The organism is Mesorhizobium sp. P160219 (genome assembly GCF_057786095.1).
The window spans coordinates 6,068,134-6,090,078 of record NZ_JBYNWG010000001.1 but is presented as its reverse complement, the minus strand read 5'-3'; the positions used below and the strand labels follow the sequence as shown (position 1 = coordinate 6,090,078).

At 60.5% G+C, this 21,945-nt stretch carries 22 protein-coding genes, 1 tRNA gene and 1 pseudogene; 15 read left to right on the top strand and 9 right to left on the bottom strand.

The annotated features are described in order from the left end of the window. Positions 1-192: 192 nt before the first annotated feature. Complete coding sequence (locus AC3EMP_RS29515; protein ID WP_023669890.1) at positions 193-837, bottom strand: TetR/AcrR family transcriptional regulator; 645 nt, start codon at positions 835-837, stop codon at positions 193-195. Positions 838-990: 153 nt separating this feature from the next. Between AC3EMP_RS29515 and AC3EMP_RS29510 the strand changes: the two genes are divergently transcribed. From AC3EMP_RS29510 to AC3EMP_RS29480, 7 genes are all read left to right on the top strand, one after another. Next, a complete protein-coding gene (locus AC3EMP_RS29510; protein WP_050588535.1) occupies positions 991-1,803 on the top strand; it encodes a class I SAM-dependent methyltransferase in 813 nt (270 codons plus the stop codon). A gap of 154 nt (positions 1,804-1,957) precedes the next feature. Next, positions 1,958-2,485, top strand: a complete 528-nt coding sequence (locus AC3EMP_RS29505; protein ID WP_023669892.1) for a hypothetical protein — start codon at positions 1,958-1,960, stop codon at positions 2,483-2,485. Between the two features lie 87 nt (positions 2,486-2,572). Beyond that, the gene (locus AC3EMP_RS29500; protein WP_460221597.1) at positions 2,573-3,217 is read left to right on the top strand and encodes a DUF1007 family protein; all 645 of its coding nucleotides are present in this window, start codon (positions 2,573-2,575) and stop codon (positions 3,215-3,217) included. Positions 3,218-3,237: 20 nt separating this feature from the next. Further along, positions 3,238-3,954: a HoxN/HupN/NixA family nickel/cobalt transporter gene (locus tag AC3EMP_RS29495; RefSeq protein ID WP_023669894.1), complete on the top strand. Its 717-nt coding sequence runs from the start codon at positions 3,238-3,240 to the stop codon at positions 3,952-3,954. Positions 3,955-4,432: 478 nt separating this feature from the next. Next, entirely contained in the window at positions 4,433-5,776 is a 1,344-nt protein-coding gene (locus AC3EMP_RS29490) for a hemolysin family protein (RefSeq protein ID WP_023669895.1), read from the top strand. Positions 5,777-6,725: 949 nt separating this feature from the next. After that, the gene (locus AC3EMP_RS29485; RefSeq protein WP_023669898.1) at positions 6,726-6,863 is read left to right on the top strand and encodes a YHYH domain-containing protein; all 138 of its coding nucleotides are present in this window, start codon (positions 6,726-6,728) and stop codon (positions 6,861-6,863) included. Between the two features lie 115 nt (positions 6,864-6,978). Further along, on the top strand, positions 6,979-7,230 hold the full coding sequence (locus tag AC3EMP_RS29480) for a hypothetical protein (protein ID WP_245263712.1): 252 nt from the start codon (positions 6,979-6,981) through the stop codon (positions 7,228-7,230). 282 nt (positions 7,231-7,512) lie between these two features. On the opposite strand, the pseudogene AC3EMP_RS29475 reads toward AC3EMP_RS29480, so the two are convergent. Beyond that, positions 7,513-7,742: pseudogene (locus AC3EMP_RS29475) on the bottom strand (hypothetical protein). 814 nt (positions 7,743-8,556) lie between these two features. Here AC3EMP_RS29475 and AC3EMP_RS29470 point away from each other — a divergent pair. Then, complete coding sequence (locus AC3EMP_RS29470) at positions 8,557-8,868, top strand: DUF736 domain-containing protein (protein ID WP_023669902.1); 312 nt, start codon at positions 8,557-8,559, stop codon at positions 8,866-8,868. A gap of 88 nt (positions 8,869-8,956) precedes the next feature. Here the strand turns inward: AC3EMP_RS29470 and AC3EMP_RS29465 are convergent, their stop codons facing one another. The 3 genes from AC3EMP_RS29465 to AC3EMP_RS29455 form a co-directional block, all read right to left on the bottom strand. Continuing rightward, positions 8,957-9,487 carry a Ros/MucR family transcriptional regulator gene (locus AC3EMP_RS29465; protein ID WP_023669903.1) on the bottom strand — a complete coding sequence of 177 codons (531 nt, stop codon included), beginning with the start codon at positions 9,485-9,487 and terminating at the stop codon, positions 8,957-8,959. 538 nt (positions 9,488-10,025) lie between these two features. Continuing rightward, on the bottom strand, positions 10,026-10,274 hold the full coding sequence (locus AC3EMP_RS29460; RefSeq protein ID WP_023669904.1) for a conjugal transfer protein TraD: 249 nt from the start codon (positions 10,272-10,274) through the stop codon (positions 10,026-10,028). Position 10,275: 1 nt separating this feature from the next. After that, positions 10,276-10,602, bottom strand: coding sequence for a conjugal transfer protein TraD (locus tag AC3EMP_RS29455; protein ID WP_023669905.1), 327 nt, complete (start codon positions 10,600-10,602; stop codon positions 10,276-10,278). A 172-nt stretch (positions 10,603-10,774) separates the two neighbouring features. Between AC3EMP_RS29455 and traA the strand changes: the two genes are divergently transcribed. Beyond that, positions 10,775-13,822, top strand: a complete 3,048-nt coding sequence (gene traA, locus AC3EMP_RS29450) for a Ti-type conjugative transfer relaxase TraA (RefSeq protein ID WP_352711316.1) — start codon at positions 10,775-10,777, stop codon at positions 13,820-13,822. Positions 13,823-13,951: 129 nt separating this feature from the next. Next, positions 13,952-14,167 carry a helix-turn-helix transcriptional regulator gene (locus AC3EMP_RS29445; RefSeq protein ID WP_023669907.1) on the top strand — a complete coding sequence of 72 codons (216 nt, stop codon included), beginning with the start codon at positions 13,952-13,954 and terminating at the stop codon, positions 14,165-14,167. Positions 14,168-14,252: 85 nt separating this feature from the next. Here AC3EMP_RS29445 and AC3EMP_RS29440 read toward each other — a convergent pair whose 3' ends face one another. Beyond that, a complete protein-coding gene (locus AC3EMP_RS29440) occupies positions 14,253-14,495 on the bottom strand; it encodes a helix-turn-helix domain-containing protein (protein ID WP_023699715.1) in 243 nt (80 codons plus the stop codon). A 137-nt stretch (positions 14,496-14,632) separates the two neighbouring features. On the opposite strand from AC3EMP_RS29440, the gene AC3EMP_RS29435 reads away from it, so the two are divergent. The 3 genes from AC3EMP_RS29435 (at position 14,633) to AC3EMP_RS29425 (ending at position 17,874) form a co-directional block, all read left to right on the top strand. Next, positions 14,633-15,313 carry a hypothetical protein gene (locus AC3EMP_RS29435; RefSeq protein ID WP_023669908.1) on the top strand — a complete coding sequence of 227 codons (681 nt, stop codon included), beginning with the start codon at positions 14,633-14,635 and terminating at the stop codon, positions 15,311-15,313. A 7-nt stretch (positions 15,314-15,320) separates the two neighbouring features. Further along, the gene (locus AC3EMP_RS29430) at positions 15,321-15,680 is read left to right on the top strand and encodes a helix-turn-helix domain-containing protein (protein ID WP_352624172.1); all 360 of its coding nucleotides are present in this window, start codon (positions 15,321-15,323) and stop codon (positions 15,678-15,680) included. 565 nt (positions 15,681-16,245) lie between these two features. Further along, complete coding sequence (locus AC3EMP_RS29425) at positions 16,246-17,874, top strand: recombinase family protein (RefSeq protein WP_031201392.1); 1,629 nt, start codon at positions 16,246-16,248, stop codon at positions 17,872-17,874. On the opposite strand, the gene AC3EMP_RS29420 is transcribed toward AC3EMP_RS29425, so the two are convergent. Next, positions 17,831-17,907: transfer RNA gene (locus AC3EMP_RS29420), tRNA-Met, on the bottom strand. The genes AC3EMP_RS29425 and AC3EMP_RS29420 overlap by 44 nt on opposite strands. Before the next feature lie 236 nt (positions 17,908-18,143). Here AC3EMP_RS29420 and AC3EMP_RS29415 point away from each other — a divergent pair. Further along, complete coding sequence (locus AC3EMP_RS29415) at positions 18,144-19,103, top strand: Gfo/Idh/MocA family protein (RefSeq protein WP_023669941.1); 960 nt, start codon at positions 18,144-18,146, stop codon at positions 19,101-19,103. Positions 19,104-19,167: 64 nt separating this feature from the next. On the opposite strand, the gene mnmA is transcribed toward AC3EMP_RS29415, so the two are convergent. Continuing rightward, entirely contained in the window at positions 19,168-20,358 is a 1,191-nt protein-coding gene (gene mnmA / locus AC3EMP_RS29410) for a tRNA 2-thiouridine(34) synthase MnmA (protein WP_023669942.1), read from the bottom strand. A 257-nt stretch (positions 20,359-20,615) separates the two neighbouring features. On the opposite strand from mnmA, the gene sciP reads away from it, so the two are divergent. Further along, positions 20,616-20,891: a CtrA inhibitor SciP gene (sciP, locus tag AC3EMP_RS29405; RefSeq protein ID WP_013529904.1), complete on the top strand. Its 276-nt coding sequence runs from the start codon at positions 20,616-20,618 to the stop codon at positions 20,889-20,891. Positions 20,892-20,955: 64 nt separating this feature from the next. On the opposite strand, the gene AC3EMP_RS29400 is transcribed toward sciP, so the two are convergent. Continuing rightward, complete coding sequence (locus AC3EMP_RS29400; RefSeq protein WP_023669943.1) at positions 20,956-21,885, bottom strand: NADP-dependent oxidoreductase; 930 nt, start codon at positions 21,883-21,885, stop codon at positions 20,956-20,958. Between the last annotated feature and the right edge of the window lie 60 nt (positions 21,886-21,945).

The following is a 21,945-nucleotide window of genomic DNA, read 5'->3' as shown; positions in this document are numbered from 1 at the left end:
GAACGCGGTTCGGCGGTCAGTCCGATGGTCGCCGGACCCCTGCTTGCCGTTTCCGGTTTCGGCTGACCAATTCTCGTCGCCGGTGGCTTGAACACCATCTACGAAATCCTTTGCTCATGACGTTTCGCAAGATTCGGCCGCCCGAGGAACGTTAGCCTCAACCGGCGCGAGATCTGGATTTGGAAGGTCTTGCTAGGGTGACCGCCCCGGAAGAGCTGAACCCGCCATCCGCTGGAACAGGTCGTCGACCTGGGCCGGCGATAGGCTGGAGTCCTCGGCGATCCACCAGGCAAGCACCGAGAGAAAGGCTCCCGATATGAACTGGACGACGAATTCCAGCGGCACGCCCGCGTCGCCGATCCGCTTGCCAGACAGTTCGGTTCGCACTGCGCGCCGTATGCGTTCACGCAATTGATCGTGGATCGTGTCGCCGCTGCTCGCAAGTAGCGCTTTGTGAAGCGACCGGAACGCCCGCGCGTGCTCGAACATCGGCAGGCTGAATTCGAACAGGCGATTGCCTGTCTTTTCGTCTGCCGACACGCGCCTGCTCAGCGACAGCAGATGCGCCTCAAGGGCCGCGCTGCGCAATTCGTCCTTGCCGGCATAGTGCGTATAGAAGGTCGACCTGCCGACATCAGCTTTCTGGCAGATGTCTTCCACGGTGAGAGCCGCATAGCCGCACTCTGGGATCAGAGCAATCAGCGCGTCCTGCAGCATGGCGCGCGTGCGCGCGACACGACGGTCGATCGTACCCCTGTCGTCGGGCCGCTCGATTTTAATGGTCATTGCTCTTTCCACCGTGCGGTTTGGGACGTTCAGCGGTCCGTTGTCCAGCAACAGCGCTAATGGACAATCTGTCCAGTATGATACGCCGAGTCCAGAAGCTCAAGAATGCCTTGAGCACTCCGGAAACGGACGAGGAGGCAAAAGGAAATGCACCAATTTGGTCATCGGGCTGGAAACGGACAGCATTCGCGAAAGGGTGTTATTATGCTTGCCGTGCTCGTCAAACTGTCGCTGGTCAGCGGTTTTCTACTAATGCTTCATTTCGGGGACGGCTATCTCAATGCCGGTGCTTGGACGGCTGCAGTCCACGGCCTCATCCTCGCTGCGGTCGCGGCATTCGCACTCTGGGGCGGCTTCCATCACATGCGGACTGCCGGCGCGCATGGCGCCGGCGAAAGGGGCATCGGCATCGTCCTGCATAGGGCGGTCGGCTATGACCTGCTTGCGCGCGTCCTGACTTGGGGCCGCGAGGACCGGTTCCGTGAATTCATGCTGCGTCTGGCAAGGCTCCAGCCCGGCGAGGCGATGCTCGATGTCGCCTGCGGTACGGGCACGCTTGCCATAGCCGCGAGACGGTTGGTCGGAGCGGTCGGACGCGTCACGGGCGTCGACGCATCGGTCGAAATGGTCGAGAGGGCGCGCGTCAAGGCTACGCGAGCCGGCGTTGATCTTACCTTCGTCCAGGCGACGGCCCAGGAACTTCCCTTCGAGGATGGCCAATTCGACATCGTGATCGGTACGCTCATGCTGCATCACCTGCCGAAACCCGACCGATCGACCTTCTTCCGTGAAGCGGAGCGGGTTCTGAAGCCGGGAGGCCGACTGCTGCTGATCGACTTCGGAAGGCCGCTGCACGAATCCAGATTGCCGAGGCTCCATCGGCACGGGCATATCGACATGAATGCGGTCGGAACTCTACTGGTCGAGACAGGCTTCAGGGTCGACGATACCGGCGCCGTCGGGACCATGAACCTCGATTATGTGCGCGCGACCACGGACAAGATCCTGCCTGCCTGAGCGCGGCATGCCGCGGCGACCGGACCGGGCGCGCCGCCGCCAGGAACACGCGCGGGCCGGTAGTCGCGGGCCGCGCTGCATTGCGTGCGTAGCCGCCGCGGCGCTATCTTGCCGATTGGCTATCCCGGCCTGCTTCGATACGCGAGTCTACCGAATGCCCAAGACCTACTTGTCCTTGACGCTTGCGGCCGCATGGTTGGCATCACCGCTTGCGCATGCCGATGGCGTCGACCGGGCGCTGGATGCCTTCCACGCGACATGCCTGGCGCACGGCCCCGACTTCGAGCGAACCGCGACATTGGCAAAGACGCGCGGATGGACGCCGCTCGTCGACGGCGCGGCACTTGCTCCTGTGGATGCCATGAAGGCGTTCCGCGGATGGCAGGTCACCGGCGACGACCTTCCGGCCGGAACGATGGTCGCGGTGACCAGGGCTACCATGGACGGCAGGTCCGTCCAGACCTGCTCGCTCAAGCTTTTCGATGTCGACCGCGCCGAGTTTGAAAAACGGTTCTTCCACCGCACCGACGCCGAAAAAATCGGCGAGGAGAGGAAGGGCAGGCAGGTTTCCCGGCTGTTCATACTGATCGCGGGCAATCGCAAGCAGCTCGTGCATTTGACGTCGCCAGCCGTTCGGAGCACAGCGAACGCCATCATAGCAAGTTCGATCGTCGATGATTGAAAAGGCTTCGCGGGCCGCGTCCCAATTTAGCCTGCTTGCGCTGCCAGATCACTCGGTTGGCGCGCAATGACGAGAAAGCGAGCGCAAATGCGACTGACCAGCACGATTTTTGGCATGGCGCTCCTGCTCGCCTCCACCGTCGCGGTCGGCGCTCATCCTCATGTCTTCGCGGAAGCCCGTTTGGACCTAACGGTTGGCGCTGACAAGTCGGTCAAGTCGCTCAAGCATCTCTGGCGGTTCGACGAGCTCTTCTCCTCGACGGTGCTGATGGAGTTCGACAAGAATTCCGACCTTACTCTGGACGCCGAAGAACTCGACGCCGCCGCCCTCACCATCCATGCCTCACTGGAAGAATACAATTATTTCCAAATGGTCACTGTGGAAGGCAAGGACGTGGCGATGACGCCGCCGGCGAGGCTGGTCACTAGCTACGAGAACAATCAACTCGTCATCCAATTCGAGACGCAGCCGAAAGACACGTTGGCGCTCGCCGGCAAGGTGAGCATCGGCGTCTACGATCCGACCTTCTACACCGCGATCGATTTCACCGATGACGATAAGATCGCCGTGGCTGGCCTACCGAAAGATTGCACGAGGGCAGTCGTCCGCCCCGATCCGAATACCGCAATCGCACAGAATCAGACGAAATTGACGGATGCCTTCTTCAGCGATCCGACCGGAACCGATCTCGGCAAGATATTCGCGACACGCCTTGAATTGACGTGCGGTTGAAGCGGCGGAACGGATAGAACGTGTTTTTCCAAACCCTGGTCGAGTTTCAACGCACGATATACTTGGCGCTCGCCGAACAGATCAAATTGCTGTCAGCCGGGGGCGACTGGCTGGCGTTCACTGCCTTCCTGCCGATGGGTGTCCTGTTCGGAGCTGCGCATGCTTTGACACCCGGACACAGCAAAGCCGTGCTGGCTACCTATTTGGCCGGATCGGATGCCAGCATCCGTCGCGGCCTACTGGTGTCGCTGACACTCTCCTTCACCCATGTCACGATTGCCGTTGTGATTGCAGCCCTCTCGTTGCCATTGGTCTCGATTGCGCTGGGCAGCGTCGGCCGGGCGCCGCTTTTGGAGGATGTCAGTCGTGGCCTGCTCGGGTTAATTGGTCTGTGGATGCTTTGGCGGGCGCTCAGCCACGGTCATCACCATCAGCATGAAGGCGAGGTTGTGGGCGTCATGGCCGGCCTGATCCCATGTCCATTGACGCTCTTCGCGATGACCTTCGCGATCTCAAGAGGTGTTCCGGTCGCGGGCATACTCTTTGCAATCACCATGATGGCCGGCGTGGCACTGACGTTGTCTTGCGTGGCAGTTCTGTCGATCCTGTTTCGGGAACGGCTGGTGCATTTCTTCGACCGTCGGCCGCGCCTGTTCGATGTGATATCGCGAACTATCGAAGGTACCGCCGGCCTTATTCTTACTGGCGTGGCTGTCTGGCAAATCTCGTCGAAATGAGATAGTTTGACCGACCGCCAAGGCCACAGCGATTCTCATAGGGATCACATTGCAATTAACGACGTCGTGCCATTAAGTGCCGGCACGCGTGGTTCGGGTTTGGGTTTAGAACATTGAGCGACCGTCAGAAGATCATTTGGATGATAGCGCTGGCGATCCTCGCCGGCATCGCGGTGATATTGCTAAATCACTGGATCAAAGGCGATCTCTACGCGGCGGGTCCATTGACTTCGACTACCCAGACGCCACATTTAGTTCGGCCGGCATGACCGGTTCTTTTTCTATCCGATTTCTGGCCCGCCGGTTCGCGCCGGCGGATTTTTTGCGGGGGTAGGATACTCAGCGCGGATTTGGCTATCTTGCCCCTGATTGTCAGAGGCGGAGCTGCGGTGATCGCTCCGCAATGATGGCCAACGGCGGTTTCACGACGGCATACGCGCTTGAGAGATGAGAGTGGCTGTTTCATAAAGAGGATATCATGCCTGCGGACGATGGTAGTCTACGCGACATTCTTGGAATTCTGTTGGTTCTCCTACTCGTAGGCGCCAACGGTTTCTTTGTCGCCGCCGAATTTGCGCTGGTCGCGGTTAGACGAAGCCGCGTCGACGAATTGGCTACAGCTGGACGCTCGAACGCCAGCCTCCTTCAACGGGCTTTGGTGAATCTCGATGCGAACCTTGCAGCAACTCAGCTCGGCATCACCATCTCATCGCTGGCGCTCGGTTGGGTCGGCGAGCCTGCACTCGCTCATCTGATCGAGCCACTCCTCTTGGGAGTGATGGGGTCGCTGGCCACGGCAGCTTCGCACACCATTGCCGTCGCAATCGCCTTCATCATCATAACCGCGCTACACATTGTCCTGGGTGAACTAGCGCCGAAAAGTCTGGCGCTCCAGCGCAGCGAGAGCACGGCACTTCGGGTCGTCCGCCCTCTCGGTCTGTTCCTGTTCCTGCTCAGGCCGGCGATTCTTGTTCTCAACGGTCTCGGCAATCTGGTGCTGCGTCTGTGCGGTCTGCGTCCGGGCACAGGCGAGGAGTCCTTGCATTCGCCCGAAGAGCTGAAGCTGCTCGTGGCGGCAAGCCAGGAGGCAGGGCTCCTTCATCAGACGCAACAGGAACTGGTCGAGCGTGTCTTCAACATCGGCGATCGGCGCATTGCCGACATCATGACACCGCGACGCGATATCGACTGGATCGATACCGACGACATCCCTGACGAGATTCTGCGCACCATCCGGCAATGTCGCCATGAGCAGCTTCTGGTCGGCCGTGGGGGGATAGACGAACCGCTTGGCATGATTCTGAAGAAGGACCTTCTCGACCAGGTGCTCGACGGCAAAACGCTTGACCCGATGGCGGTCATCCGAGAACCTTTGATCGTTCACGAGGCAACGCCGATTTTCCGTGTACTCGATCAGTTCAAGCGGACGCCGGTGCGTCTGGCGATCGTCATCGACGAATATGGCGCTCTGGAGGGGATCGTCACCCAGACCGATCTGCTCGAAGCCATCGCAGGCGACCTTCCTGACCTGGACAATGAGGACCCTGATGTCATCGAGCGCGATGACGGGTCCTTGCTCATCGACGGAATGATGCTGGCGCACGATGCGTTCGCTCGCCTAGGATTCCGATCGGGGTCTGCCGAAGGGGATTTTCACACGATCGCTGGGTTCGCCTTGTCAAGCCTTGGGCACTTGCCGGAAGCCGGTGAGCACTTTGACTACGAGGGCTGGCGCTTCGAGATCCTCGATATGGATGGAAGGCGGATCGACAAGCTGCTCGCTCGCCGTGAGCCGCCTACATCCAAGCCGGCAACCAGTTGAGACTGACCGCGCGACAGGCCGGTAAGCCGGCCGGCCTTTTGCGCGCGAATATTCCCACTTTTCGAACCCACGCTCCCACAGTAGTCCCTATCCACAAACGCCCGTCAGTTCGCCCAGGACGCGTATCCGCTGGAGTCACAGTGACTGGTGAGCGTCTTCGCGTCGCGCTATGTGATCAATGGAACCGACAGTTGAGGGTCTAAATGGACGCCAAGAGCGCCGTCTGGCTGATTATTGGGGTCCTGGTGGTGCTAGTGGTGGCCTTTCTCACCGCAATGGCATTCGGGCTGCTATGAGTCAGCCAGGCTGATCGACACTCGCCACAGGCCGTTGTGACCGCCGGGGCGGTGGCACCCCCATTACCACAGCGACTGCGCGACGGAGGGACATGTCGGTTGCGTGTCGACGAACGACCACAGATGCGGCATGCGGCAATTTTTTGCGGCGAAGAATGATTTTTGAATCGTGTACAGAAGTCATGGCCAAGACCAATCCCAAATCCCCTGATTTTCCGCCGCCGCGCCGTTGACCCGCTTTGAGAAAGCCGAGTTCGCGAAGCTTTGCGATCCGAAAGGCCGTCGCAAATCAACTTGCGCCGACAGATGCCTCGCTGGTCTGTGATCTGGTAACGGCGAGGTCGCGCTCATCGCCATGCGAGCCCTGTTCAAGCGCGCTGTGGCCGATTGCAGCGACTCCGAATTTCTTTCGACGAAACGACATCTGCTGTCGATCACCAGCGGCATTGACCGGACAACGGCGGCCACGCAAAAGATGGCCGCGCAATTGGGCGTCTAAGTCCGTCGCTCGCCATTTCATCGGCCGATCTTGATGCGCGGGAGCAATATTGGATATTGAACATCGGCACTTAACCAGTAGGTAATTTGCAATCAGCCAGTTGTGCTAACTCCACGATAGTGCTCTTCTGTCCGAATTATCTTGGGAGGGCGATATGAAATCCACAATTCTTGCCGCCATGGCGGCTTTGACCATGTTGGCATTTTCGGTGGATACCTTCGCACACGGCGGCGGCACCGATGCCAATGGGTGCCATACCAACCACAAGACTGGCGAGTATCACTGCCACTGATATCAGGACCAAATTGCGTGATTTGGGTTCGTGCGAGTAGGCATATTCGCGGCGCCTGGATAGCAGCGTTGCTCACCATGGGGGGGCGCAGATGAGAATTCGAAGGCTGTTCCACTTGGGCACATTGATGCTTGCGGCGGCATCAGCCACGCCATGTCATGCGCAGGGGACTTTCGGAGGAAATGACTGCACCGAAGATTGTTCCGGGCATAAAGCTGGCTACGACTGGGCTGAGCAAAATCAGATTTCCAACGACAGCGACTGCAGCTCAAACAGCCAATCATTTAATGAGGGTTGCCAAACCTTCGTCGAAGACCCGTCTCGCGGTTCGGACGAAGACGATGAAGGCGAAGAGATAGACGACTGAGATACAGCGCTGATTCGGATAAGGATCCAGCCGGCGGCTTCCCGTCGTGTAGGCGCGGTCGCTTTTGGTGTGGCATCTTTCATCGGCTGCGCTCATGCCGAAGACGCGTGCGACCCAAACTACGCGGGAGCCTGCGTTCCAATCGCCAGCGACGTCGATTGCTCCTCCGGAAAGGGCAATGGTCCGCCTATGTACGCGGCCCGGTCACTGTTGTCGGCAGGGATATCTATGATCTGGACCGCGACGGCGATGGGATCGGCTGCGAAAACGGCTAGAGCCACGCTACGGCTTGGACGGCCCTGTCCCGTTCCACTGGATGAACGCCACTTCCTTCCCGGTGACTTCCCGCACGGCTTTCAACAGCACCTCATGCAGGACGCGCGTCTGCCGGTAGTCGTCGCTATGGGGCGATATAAACGGCTGATGATACTTAAGTGCAGTGCCTCCGCTGCCGTCGCAAAGCGCTCAATTTCAGCCTGTGATAATTGCTGCGAACCTTTCGACCTGGCCATGTCCTATCCTCGAAATCTCTCTGTGTGCCAGACGACCTTGCCGTCGATCTTCATCGGCTTGTGGATCATCAAGCGCTTCGGCAGATGCTCGGGATGCACCTCCAAACCAATGGTCGAACCGGGAATTTCCACCACTCTTATCGGGAAAGTCACGCAGCGCATCACCTCGGCGTCAGACGCCCGGCGTGAATCCGACCTTCCAGCAATGCCTCACCGCGCGTCGGCGTGACCGCAGCGGGAACATTCGGCCATGCGGTGGAGGATCAGGTGTGGCGCATCTATAGGAAATCGTCGGCATCTGTCGGCTTAGAAGTGCTGCCCTCAGCAATCAATTGGTCGCCTTCGGAGCCGCCCTGAACGCGATGACGATTCAGCCCAAAGATTAGGGAAATCGGACGTCCCTTCTTCACCGGTTAGGAGTAGGACCAACACCGCCCTGGCGCGTGAGGAAGGTCTGTGGCCGAAATTCAGAAGCGCAGGGCGCAAGCTACAATGGCCCTGACTGATCTTAGCCAATGTGGCGTTCCTTCCGGGTATTCTTTCCAGGCCACGCCCAAGGCGTCCTCGAATGGATTGGGTCTGACCGAAGACCGTCTTCGTTTCACTCCGTCTCGATCGTCTTCTCGCAACGTCGGCGCTGCGTTTTCTTCCCCTGTCCGCTGCGCGTCCATTCCTCACGGTCCAAGAAAGCCTCGCGTCGCCGTCTTCCACTTCGTTTCAGCCCCTTCGGGATGCAGACCGATCGTTTCCGGTCTCACGTCCACCATCGAGGCCGCGATGGGCGCGGCCCGAGAAAACACAAAGGAACATCACCATGGCTACGATCGGCACTTTCTCCCGCACCGCGAACGGCTTCTCCGGCTCGGTCAAGACCCTCAATCTCAACGTCAAGACGGTAACGTTCGCTCCGACGGATGGCGAAAATGAAAAGGGTCCCGACTTCCGCATCTTCGCTGGCGCCACCGAGTTCGGGGCGGCATGGAAGAAGACCTCGCGCGAGGGACGCGACTACCACTCGGTCAAGCTCGACGATCCCAGCTTCCCCGCTCCGATCTATGCGAGCCTGGTCGAGACCGACACCGAGGGTGAGTTCTCGCTCATCTGGTCACGCCGCGCCGCAGAGTGACCCGACAAAACACGAAGCCCCGCCGCAAGGCGGGGCTTTGCCATGTTCAGGTCCTATACAACTTGGCACGTCCGCTAGGTGCAGCGCGTTACGCTTTGGCCGGCGCCTTGCGGACCTTCTTCAGCGGCGACTTCATGGCCGCCGCAGTCGTCGCCGCTGCCGCCGCACGAGTAGCCCGTTTTGGTTTTTCCGCCGCGGCAGACGTGGGCGTCGCCGCCTTGCGCCCGAGCCCTATTGATTTCGCCAGAGCCGACCGGGTAGCCGCGTAGTTCGGCGCCACCATCGGATAGTCGGACGGCAGGTTCCATTTCTGCCGGTATTCGTCGGGGGTCAGGTTGAAGTGCTGAAGGTGCCGCTTGAGCGATTTGAATTTCCTTCCGTCTTCCAGACAGATGATGAAGTCAGGTGTCACCGATTTCTTGATCGAAACTGCCGGGTCCTGTTTTACCACAGGTTCTACCGCCGGCGTGCCGATGCCATTCAGGGCGGCATGGATGTCGCCGATGAGTTTCGGCAACTCGCCAACCGGTACTGGATTGTTCGATACATAGGCGGCGACAATGTCAGCCGTTATCGACACGGTATCCAGTTTGTTGCCTTGCTCGAGAGCAGTGGTCATATGATTTCCCTTTTTTGTATCGGATGAATTGAGCGACCTTTGATTTTTCTAGCCTGCCCACGGCGCAAATAGTACGTTTCTTCGTAAAATCCACCTCTTTTGCGCAACATGACAAGAGTAAGTTTCGCTTCTGTTGTCCCATCGGCTGGGATGCTTTTGCCTATCTCATCTAAAGCGAGGAGCTTCCTTCACTTTTCCGCCCGTTCCAGCTGTGCAGAGCAATGCCGCTGGCTCTCACCCTGGCTATAGAGTTTGTATCAATGCGCAGTGTGCATGATCGAATCTGGAGGGCGTGGGAGGTTTCGAGGGCACGATCTGGATTTTGAAGTTCGCTCATAGGGCAGCGCCCGCTTTGACGAGCGTCGCCAACGCGAGCCTTGCGCTCTATATGATCAGGATCAAGGCTCGCGAGAGAAGATTGTCGGCGGTCGCGAGGAGATCGCGAAAGCTTCCTGCGCAAGCGCTTGACTGCGGCGCTGGCACACCGGCGGAAGTTTGCTGTTCCGACTTCGGACTGGCCGCTGCTCGCCAACTGTGGCTATGTTCGCCAGTCCATCTGCTCTTCACGCCGTTCACCATCGAATGCCTGCTTTCCCTTCGCGGCCAAAAGCTCCCGGGCATGCTTACCGTCATGGCCCTGCAGCTTCGCGGCGATCCAGAGCATCGCGCCGTAGATGATTGCGCGATCGTCATTGGTGAGCTCGACAATGCCTGCCTTGAGGACGAGACCGCCAAGCTCGATCAGCTGTCGGGTGCGTTTGCGACGCTCCACCTGCCATGTTCTCATGTCATTGCGAGCCTGTGCCGCCTGCCGGCGATTGCGCGCTGCCCGATTGCGCTGGAGCGCCGCGAGGGTTGCGCTGAGATGCCGAAGCAGTTCGCCGGGACCTGCTCTCGAAAAACATCACCCCACGCTTAGCCCATGCCTCACGCTTTGCCGTGTCTTTCGTCTCAGTGATTGCGACCAGTGCGCCCGCCAGTTCGTCCGCGCTGAGCTGATCGGCGCCGGTGGCGATCACCAGCTCGCCAAGCTGCTGCACCTTTCTGGTTTTGAGCTCTCGCGCTTTTTCTTCCAGGGCTTGAAGTTCTGCGTCGAAGTCCCGCGGTTTGCGCATGGCTGTCTCCATCGGTTGTCGGTCGGAGGATGATAGGGGAGCGGCTGCCGGAAGGCTTCAGGGTCGCCGAGACAGCCCGGGACGGGCTGGTCCATCCCGAGATTTTTTCGAGGGAGGGCGCGCTTATACGTCGTGCCGACGTGGGCTTTGACGTGCAAATGATCTGGTCGCGATGGCGATCTATCATCTTCACGTCAAGGTCATTGGCCGCAAGGCAGGCTCAAGCGCTGTGGCGTCCGCCGCCTACCGCTCGGCCTCGCGGCTGCGTGACGAGCGGATAGAACGCAGCCACGACTTCTCCGCCAAGCGCGGTGTCGTTCATTCCGAGGTGATGCTGCCGGAGGATGCACCGGAGGCCTGGCGCGACCGCGAACGGCTTTGGAACGATGTCGAGGCGTTCGAGGTGAGGAAGGATGCGCAACTTGCCCGCGAGGTCGAGTTTGCGCTCCCGCGTGAACTCAGCCAGGCGCAAGGCATCGAGTTGGCGCGCGACTTCGTTCAGGCTGAGTTCGTAAGCCGGGGCATGGTCGCCGATCTCAATGTGCACTGGGACCGCGCAGAGGATGGAAGCCCCAAGCCGCATGCTCATGTCATGCTGACCATGCGGGCCGTGGACGAGAATGGTTTTGGCGCCAAGGTTCGAGACTGGAATGCTACCCAGCTGGTTGAGCGCTGGCGCGAGCGATGGGCGGAGCTGGCCAATGAACGCCTGGCCGAACTCGACATCGACGCGCACATCGATCATCGCAGTCTGGAAGCGCAGGGCATTTCACTGGAGCCGCAAACCCAGATTGGTGCGCCAGCACAGCGCATTGAGGGCAGTGGCCTTGCTGCTAGCGACATTGAAGCAGATCGCGCCGAACTGCATCGCGACATCGCGCGCAACAATGGTGCGCGCATCATTGCCGATCCATCCGTGGCGCTCGATGCCATCACGCATCAGCAATCGACTTTCACCCGAAAGGACATTGCGAAGTTCTCGCATCGGCACAGCGACGGAGTGGAGCAGTTCAACGCGGTCGTGGCAGCCATTAGCAACGCACCCGATCTGATTGAACTCGGCAAGGACGGACGTGGCGAAGATCGCTTCACCACTCGGCAGATGATCGACACCGAACAGCGCCTTCACCGCGCTGCGGAGCGTATCGATTTGGACGAGAGACACGCGGTGAGTAACGCACATCGCGAGGCGGCACTGGCGCGCGCAGCGCAACGCGGGCTTGTCCTTTCGAGCGAGCAGACCGATGCGCTGGCGCATATCACCGATAGAAACGGTCTTGGTGTCGTCGTCGGCTTTGCCGGAACGGGCAAGAGCGCCATGCTGGGCGTTGCGCGCCAGGCATGGGCAGCGGCGGGCTACGAGGTTCGAGGCGCCGCACTCTCCGGCATTGCCGCCGAGAATCTGGAAGGCGGATCAGGCATCTCATCACGCACCATCGCCAGTATGGAGCATAGCTGGGGACAGGGCCGCGATCTGCTCACAGCTCGCGATGTCCTGGTGATTGATGAGGCCGGCATGGTCGGCACGCGCCAGTTGGAGCGCGTGCTTTCCCATGCCGCCGACGTTGGCGCAAAAGTCGTACTCGTCGGCGATCCGCAGCAGTTGCAGGCGATCGAGGCCGGCGCCGCATTCCGTTCCATCCACGAGCGTCATGGCGGCGTCGAAATCGGTCAGGTTCGCCGGCAGCGTGAGGACTGGCAGCGCGATGCCACGCGCGATCTGGCAACCGGCAGGATCGGCGCCGCGATCGGCACCTACGATGCGCAAGGCATGGTGCATCAGGCTGCAACGCGCGACGAGGCGCGAGCTGAACTCGTCGAGCGCTGGGATCGCGACAGGCAGGCGCATCCAGAGGCAAGCCGGATCATCCTCACCCACACAAACAACGAGGTGAGCGCGCTCAACCAGGCAGCGCGCGAGCGCATGCGCGCTGCTGGCGATCTCGGCGACGAGGTTCAGGTGGATGTGGAACGCGGCCCAAGAAACTTCGCCAGCGGCGACCGGGTCATGTTCTTGCGCAACGAGCGCGGGCTTGGCGTCAAGAACGGCACGCTCGGCATTGTGGAAGAAGTCAGCAAACAAGGCATGACCGTGCGCACCGATGATGGCCGATCCGTGCGCTTCGATCTGAAAGACTATGCCCACATCGACCACGGCTATGCCGCGACCATTCACAAGGCCCAGGGCATGACCGTCGACCGGACGCATGTGCTCGCCACACCGGGCATGGATGCGCATGGCAGCTACGTCGCACTGTCGCGGCATCGAGACGGAATGGACCTGCACTACGGCAGCGATGACTTCACGACCCGCGAACGCCTCGTCCGGACGCTGTCACGGGACCGCGCCAAAGATATGGCGTCGGATTACGAGCAGGTCGACTCGGCGCAACACTATGCCGAACGGCGCGGTATCACGTTCCGCGAGCGCGTGGTCGAGATCGTGCGCCGGATCGTTCCGGAGAAGCTGCGCGACAGGATAGGCGGACTGCTCGACGGGTTGCGCTCGCCCGCAGACGCCGTGCCCATGCAGGAACGTGGACCTGGGCCGGGAAGGGAGAGTGTTGGGGTGCGGATCGGAGATGCAGACCCGACGCCCGGCAGAGGAAATCTTGCCACCGGAGTGCCGCGCGACACGAATGTGCCGGTGGACGCGGAAGCGGCGTTGCGCAGCGCTCGTACGAAGGCGCTTATTCGTCACGCGCGCGCTATCGACGCGATATCGCACAACGGAGATGCGGATGGGCTGGGCAGTCCCGAGCAGATGCGCGAGTTGAGGGATGCCCGTAGGGCCTTCGAGAAGGTGCGGCCCTTTGGCTGGCGCGATGCCGAAGCGGCTTATGTGAAAAATCCCGAACTTGTCCACGAGGCGGGGGCTGGCCGCGTCCGCCGCATCGTGCTTGCTCTCCAGCTTGAGACGGAAATCCGCACCGGGATGGACATCGATCCAGGCCGCCGCGCCGACCGTTTCGTCGAACGCTGGCAAAAGCTCGATCGGACGGGACGGGAGCAATATCAGGCCGGCGACATGTCCGGCTACAAGTCAACGCGCTCGGCCATGTCCGATATGGCCAAGAGCCTTGAACGCGATCCGCAGCTTGAATCCATGCTTGCCAATCATAAGAAGGCGCTTGGCATCGAGGTCGAATCCGGCCGGCGTCTGGGTGTGGAACTGGCATTCAGCCATGGCATCGGAAAGGGGCGGGGCCTTGGGCTCTGACACCCCTCCGATTTGCCACCGTTTTCACGCTACAGGCGGATGAAGCGAAAAATCGGATTGCCTCCGGCATGGGTTCGTCCTGTCTGTCCCAACAGAAATCAGCAACAACCATTCAGGTGGACGCAAGCTATGTCCGAGCCGGATCGTATCGTTCGTCTCAAAACAGTCCTCGCCAGGACCGGCCTGTCCCGCTCGACAATCTATCGCAAGATCGCCGACGGCACGTTCCCGGCTCAACTGAGGATCAGCACCAATGGCGCCGGGTGGCATGAATCCGAGATCAACCGCTGGGTTGAGGATCCCATTCGATGGGGGTCGAAGGCTGAGGTGAAGAGGTCCGATTGAACGGGTAGGTGCAACAACCTGGGGGCTTCCTTGCCGGTTCTGCAAATTGTCAATTTGCACTAGCGCGGTCACACGCTCCCATCGCTCAACCTGTTACTTCCGATAGCTTCTTGATGGCTGACGGAGCGCTAAAACCGAGAATCTCGGCGAGGTTTATAAACTCCACGACATCAACACGTCTCTGTCCGCTTTCTAGTCGAGCTACGAACGATTGGTATTGGCCGAGCCTGGTTGCCAACTCAACTTGCGTAAGGCCTGCCGCTTCACGGTTTTTGATCAGCAGCGCGATCAAAGCTTTGTGCCGATTCGTACCGAGTGTATCGACCACTTATCACCTCATCTGAACTCAGATGGGGGCTTCCTTTATATCTGATTTTCAGTTATCTTAAATTCAGATATTTAGCTGAGGCCGCCAAAGCGTTTGGCTGTATCACCAACCATGCAAAGCTGTTTGGAGCTCGGATCATGGATGATTCCGACGATAGCATGAATTTGTTTTTCATCACCCGGCGGCGCTTGCTGACGGGAACGGCCACGGGCGCGGCGGCATGGCCCTTCCAGGCAAAATCGCTGGCTGGCGAACTGACGGACGGCAGCGCGGCCGATCCTGCTCTTCGTCTGTGTGGGAGCTGGCAAAGAATCCATGATGAGACACTGGCGCTGTGCCGCGAACAGCAGCGGTTGGAGACACACCTCGCCAGGATAGTTGGCTTTCCCTGCGCCAAGGTGCGGCTTGCCGATGGTACGGACGTGACGCTCCATTCCATCGAGAGCCTGAACGATGCCCACTCTCCTGAAAATGAAGTCGAATGGGGCAGGGCGCTTGCGGATTTCGTGGCACACCAGGCGCGCTGGGACGCTGCTGATGCTGAGATCGGCTATTCGAGAACAGACGAACTGATCCGGCAATCGGAAACAGTCGAAGGGGCACTTCTGGATGATCTACCGCAGACAGCGGCCACGTCCATCGAAGGCATTTTGGCCAAGCTCAAGGTCATCCTGCGTGACGGTGAGCACTGGGAACATCCAGACGATTTTCCCTGGCCGCACATCCGATCGGTACTGAATGACCTCGTCCGTCTTCACCGTTTAGACGTTGCGACGAACCCAAGCTCAGAAAAGCAGCAAAACTCACAGAGCAGGTGAAGCCTTGATGAAAATCTTGGATCGTTTTCAAAGCGGTGTGGCACCTAACGGTGAGGTCGGTCCCCATCCGGCCGACCGTCACGTCGGCAGGCAGATCGCGACTCTGCGAGTCCAGTCGGACGTCTCGCAGGCGCAACTGGCCCGTGCGATCCGCATCAGCTTTCAACAGCTCCAGAAATACGAAAGCGCGCGCAACCGCGTCAGCGCTTCCACGCTCTACGAAATCGCCCGCTCGCTGGATGTTCCTGTCAGCCGCTTCTTCGATGGTCTGCCGGGCAATGGCGAGGCAACCGCTCCGCTCCTGACCGTAGACGAACGCCTGGGATTCATCGCCAGCGCGGAAGGCAGACGCTTGATCGAAAGCTGATGCGACTCCCCCCGCGTGTGCGCAACCGCGTGTCGTCTCTGCTCTTTGAATTGGGAAAGGAAATCGATCCTGTGCAATGCCCAGACGAGTATTAGAAACGAGGTTGAGGAGGTCGTGAGGGCCCGCGCCACTTGTTGCCTACAACCTCGGAAAGACGGCGGTGGGTGTAGTCAGGCGATCCCGCCAGACATGCCTGAGAGCTTCTCCAGAGCCGCCCGGAATAGCTTGCGGCTTGAGGTTGGGACTTACGGATTTCCGAAAAGCACGCCTTGCTATCCAATTCTGCGACTAATCAATTTGATGGCTTTTCTCATCTCCTGCATGCGCGCATCTGGGAGACATGGACCAAGATCATGATCTCGGCAGGATCGAACCAAGCCGCGCATTCTTATTTTCAGCAGAAGCCCAGCCGATCCGTAGCGAGCGCTACTCGCAATGGTTGTGAGGCACCAAAAAAGGGCCTTGTTCCGAGCGCCTGATAGAGCGATTCTGCGCCTTGCAAAAGCACTTGCGCGCCAAGCGGCTCGCGAAGACCACGAGCGTGAACAGGCCGAGAAAACTTATCATGACTCGAACCGCGATCTACGCACGCTTCTCAACCGACCTCCAAAATGAGCGATCAATCGACGATCAACTCGCTTTGTGCCGAGCATATGCAGAACGTGAGGGGTTGAACGTTGTCGCAACGTTTGACGACCGAGCACGCTCCGGTGGCTCCGTCCTGGGCCGTGACGGATTACTTCAGCTCATGGACAAAGCGCGTGAGCACGAATTCGACGTGCTCGTCGTAGAGGCACTTGATCGGCTCTCGCGCGACATGGAAGACCTTGCGGGCATTCACAAACGCCTTTCATTTCTCGGCATCGAAATTCGTGCCGTTCACGAAGGCGTGGTGAACACGGTCTTGGTCGGCCTGCGCGGTCTCGTTGGCCAGCTATACCGAGAGGACATCGCTCACAAAGTCCGCAGGGGCCAAGCCGGCCGAGTCAACAAAGGGCTTCACGCCGGCGGTCTGACCTATGGCTATTCGTACGTGCTAGGCGATCCCGGGAAGCGGATGATCGCAGAGGATGAAGCGGAAATCGTGCGTCGTGTCTTTCGAGAGTATGTCGCAGGGCAAACCCCGCGCGATATCGCTCACGATCTAAACACAGACCGCATACCGCCGCCTCGCGGTCGTGCCTGGAATGCCTCCACCATCAATGGAAATGTGCAGAGAGGGACGGGGCTGCTTCACAATGAGCTTTATGCTGGCCGCCTGATCTGGAACAGGGTCAGAATGATCAAGGATCCTGACACGGGGAAACGTGTCTCGCGCCCAAATCCCAAGGGTGACTGGCGAGTAGTCGCAGTGCCCGACCTCGCTATTGTTCCGTCCGACCTGTTCGACGCAGCACAAGCACGCAAGAAGGCGCGTGCAGCCACTCATCCAAGCCACCAGCGCCGACCACGGCACATGTTGACGGGGCTCCTGAGGTGTGGTGCCTGTGGTGCGGGAATGTCGTCGAAAGGCGTGGACAAGTCCAAGCGCATTCGCATCCGCTGTTCCGCCGCGACTGAAAGCGGAACATGCGCCGATCCCAAGACCTTCTATTTGGATACGGTCGAAGCTGCAGTTCTGAACGGCCTTTCCGCCGAGTTGCGCCATCCCGAAGTGATTGCCCAGTACGTCCAGACCTACCACGAAGAACGGAAGCGCTTGGCAGCCGACACCGATGCCAGGCGCAGCCGTTTGGAGCGACGGCTTGAAGAACTAACTCGGGAGATCGAGCGCCTGGTCAACGCCATTGCCAAGGGCTATGGCGACCCAGCCGTGCTGGGACCGCAATCAACAACGCTGAATGAAGAGCGTAAGGGCATTCTAGCCGAGTTGGATCGGGTGCCCGCCGCTACGGGAGTGATCGCGCTGCACCCTGCGGTGCTCGCTCGCTACGAGGAACAACTAAACCAACTTCGGACCGGGCTTGCTAAGGGCATTGCTTTTGGCGATTCCGAATGTGCAGAGGCAATGCGCGACTTGGTCGAAACCGTCACGGTGTTTCGAGATCCATCGAGGATCGGCGGCGTCGAAGTCGAAATCGCTGGGCGGTTAACGGCACTCTTGGGCGAGGGTGCCTTCCCCCACGGCGTCAAACGAGCGGGGGGAATGGTGGTAGCGGGAGAGGGACTTGAACCCCCGACCCCAGGATTATGATTCCCGTGCTCTAACCAACTGAGCTACCCCGCCAGGGCGGCGAAAGGCCCGAAATCCGCCTTAAATCGAAAGGCATTTCGAGGCGTTCGCCAAGGTCGCGCGGATATAAGGTTGGGAGGGCGAGCCTGTCAAGCATCGATGCGCGAGGGGCGCCGGCATATTGTCGCCGGTAAAAGCTTTGCCGGGCTGGCATCTCCGGTAAGCCACCGGGGTTGAGTTCGACGGGGCACGCCGCTATGTCTCGGCCAAGAAATTAGAGTTTGAAGCTGATGAAGCCGCGCATTGCAGTCCTCGGTTGCGGATACTGGGGCAGCAACCACATCCGCACCCTCAAGGCGCTCGGCGCGCTGCATGCGGTTTCCGATGCCAATCGGGCGCGGGCCGAAGGCTTTGCCAGCGAGCAGGACTGCCTGGCGATCGAGCCCGACCAGCTGTTCGTGCGTGATGATATCGACGCCATCGTCATGGCGCTGCCGCCGCAGTTCCATGCCGATCTTGCCGTGCGCGCCGCTGAGGCCGGCAAGGACGTGCTGGTGGAAAAGCCGATTGCGTTGACCGTGCCCGACGCCGAGCGCGCCGTGCAGGCGGCCAGGGACAATGGCCGCGTGTTCATGGTCGGCCATGTCTTGCGCTTCCATCCCGCCTTCGAGACGCTGAAGGCGCTGATCGACAATGGCGAGCTCGGCGAGGTCCGCTACATCCACTCGCACCGGCTCGGCCTCGGCAAATTCCACACCGAGAACGACGCACTGTGGGATCTGGCGCCGCACGATCTGTCGATGATCCTGGCCATCACCGGCACCGAGCCGATCGAGGTCAGGGGCGAGGGGGCGGCACTCCTCGACAATCTCAGCGATTTCGCGCATCTGCACATGCGTTTTCCCAACGGGCTGCGCAGCCATCTCTTCACCTCGCGGCTCAATCCCTATCGCGAGCGGCGGCTGACCGTGGTCGGCACCAAGGCAATGGCGGTGTTCGACGATGTCGAGCCATGGGAGCGCAAGCTGGCCGTCTACCGCCACGCGGTGTGGCAGGACAGCGGCCAGTGGGCCTTCACCACCAACGAGCCGTCCTATGTCGCGGTCGGCCAGGGCATGCCGCTGACGCGCGAGCTCGAGCACTTCATCCAGTGTATCGAGACGCGGGCCGAGCCGCGCACCAGCGGCGAGGAAGCCATCAGGGTGCTCCGCATCCTGACGGCGGGTACAGTCACGCACACAAAGTCCTGAGACCGTTTCGAAACTCTGCCCTTAAGGCAGATCGAAACTAAAACTGTCTCCGAGAGGGTAGTGTTTACTCTGCGGGAATCTGCGCCGGCCTGGCTGCGAGCCGGCTGAGCATGGCTTCGGCCTCGGCGCCGCGCTCGGAGCGCTCGATGAAGCCGCCGCCGAAGACGCGGGCTTCGTTGCCGTCGTCGGAATAGAGCACGCAGGCCTGTCCGGGCGCGATGCCGGACTCGCCGTCGACCAGTTCGACAAAGGTGCTGCCGGCGCGGTGATGCAGCACGGCCGGGCGCGGCGGCCGCGTCGAGCGGACCTTGGCGAACAGCTCCATGCCGGCGGCCGGAATGTCGGACAGCGCGCGATCGCCCAGCCAGTTCATGTTGCGCAGATAGATCTTGTGGGTCTCCAGCGCCTCGCGCGGGCCGACGATGACACGGGCCCGGTCGGCGTCGAGATGGACGACGTAAAGCGGCTCGCCCGAGGCGATGCCGATGCCGCGGCGCTGGCCGATCGTATAGCGCAGGATGCCGTCATGGCGACCGAGCACGCGGCCGTCGATATGGACGATGTCGCCTGGGTTGGCGGCAGCTGGCTTCAGCTTGGCGATGATGTCGGAATATTTGCCCTGGGGCACGAAGCAGATGTCCTGACTGTCCTGCTTGGCGGCAACGGTCAGCCGCATTTCTTCGGCGATGGCCCGCACCGCAGGCTTGGACAGCCCACCCAGCGGAAAGCGCAGATAGTCGATCTGCGCCTGCGTGGTGGCAAACAGGAAATAGCTCTGGTCGCGGTCGGCATCGACGGGCCGGAATAGCGCGCGGTGGGCGCCATTGGCCCCGGAGCGGATATAGTGGCCGGTGGCGAGCGCATCGGCGCCAAGGTCCTTGGCGGTGGCCAAAAGGTCGGCGAACTTCACCGTCTGATTGCAAGAGACGCACGGAATGGGCGTTTCGCCGGCGACGTAGCTTTCGGCAAACGGGTCGATGACCGCCTTACGGAAGCGCTCCTCATAGTCGAGCACGTAATGCGGAATGCCCAGTGTCTCGGAAACGCGGCGGGCATCGTCAATGTCCTGGCCGGCGCAGCACGACCCGGCCCGGTGCGTTGCGGCGCCATGGTCGTAGAGCTGCAGCGTGACGCCGACGACATCATAGCCTTCGCGCTTCAAAAGGCCGGCAACGACAGACGAATCCACACCGCCCGACATGGCGACGACGATGCGGGTGTTTTGCGGGCTGGCGGGAAGGTCGAGGCTGTTCATGGTTCTTTCGTTCTGCGCGGCGCTTCAATGGCAGTGGCGCGAATATAGGTCAACCACACCAGCGGCGCTAGCTTTGCGGCGGTGCCGATTTTGCGGGAAAATTGCGCGCCTGCCCGCCGTTGCCTCAAATGCCGATAAAAAGACTAACGCGGCGTTCATGATCCTTACCTACTCATTAGGGTTCGCTTAGGCAATTTTTAAAGCTGTGGCGGTAATGTGGTGGGGATTGGGTCTTTGAGTTTTTAGTAGAGAGTACGATGACCGATCTTGTTAGACCGCGAGTCAAATATGTTATTGGGCCTGACGGCAGCCCTCTTACGATTGCCGATCTTCCGCCGACGAATACACGTCGCTGGGTTATCCGGCGCAAGGCGGAAGTGGTTGCTGCGGTGCGCGGCGGGCTTTTGAGCCTCGACGAGGCATGCCAGCGCTACAAGCTGACCACCGAGGAATTCCTGTCCTGGCAAGCGTCGATCGACGAATACGGCCTTGCCGGGCTGCGCACGACGCGCATCCAGCAATACCGGCACTAGAGCCAGGACCACAACAGAAAAGGGCGCGGTAACCGCGCCCTTTTGCCTGTCGGTAATGCCTGCTTCAGACCGTCAGCACCACCTTGCCGATCGGCCTAGTGGCGAGAAAAGCGTGCGCGGCGCCCGCCTGTTCGAGCGGAAACGCCTTTGCCACATGGACCGCAAGCTTTCCCGCATCGACCAGTTTGCCAAGTTCGACGAGGCCTTCACGGTCGGGCACGACGGACATGCGCTCGACGCGGATCCCACGCGCAGCAGCCTTGGCTCGGGTGGTGTCGTGGACATTGAGCAGCGACACCAGGGCGCCACCGTCCTTCAGGACTGTCAGCGATTGGTCGGCATGGTCGCCGCCCATCGGCTCCAGCACCAGGTCGACGTCGCTGACCTCGGCGGTGAAATCTCGCTTGGTGTAGTCGACCACTTCATCGGCGCCGAGCGAGCGGACGAAATCGAGTTTCTTCGGGCTGGCGGTGGCGATGACATAAGCGCCGTGCGCCTTGGCGATCTGCACCGCCAGATGCCCGACGCCGCCGGCCGCGGCATGGATCAGCACGCGCTGGCCGCGCTTCAGGCCGCCATGGCGGACAAGGCCTTGCCAGGCGGTCAGGCCGGCCAGCGGCAGCGCGCCTGCATGAAAGTGATCGATGCCTTGCGGCTTCGGTGCGATTTCATCAGCCGGGGTGACAGCGAGTTCCGCATAGGCTGCGGCCTGCTTGGGAAAATGCGGCATGCCGAACACGGCGTCACCGACCTTGAGGCCTCCATCGACGCCTGGGCCTACCGCCTCGACCGTGCCTGAAATATCCCAGCCCAAAGTGAAGGGCGGTTCGCCCAGCAAAGGATAGTAACCGGCGCGCACCGAGCCATCGACCGGATTGATGCCGGCGGCATGCACGCGCACGAGCACTTCGCCTGACTTGGGCAAGGGCGCAGGGCGATCGGCGATGACGAGGACGTCGGGTCCGCCGACGGAATTCTGGACAACGGCACGCATGGGTGAGGCTCCTGCTGGGGTTTCTGTGCCACTATCATTTGGATAGTAATATTCCCTTGT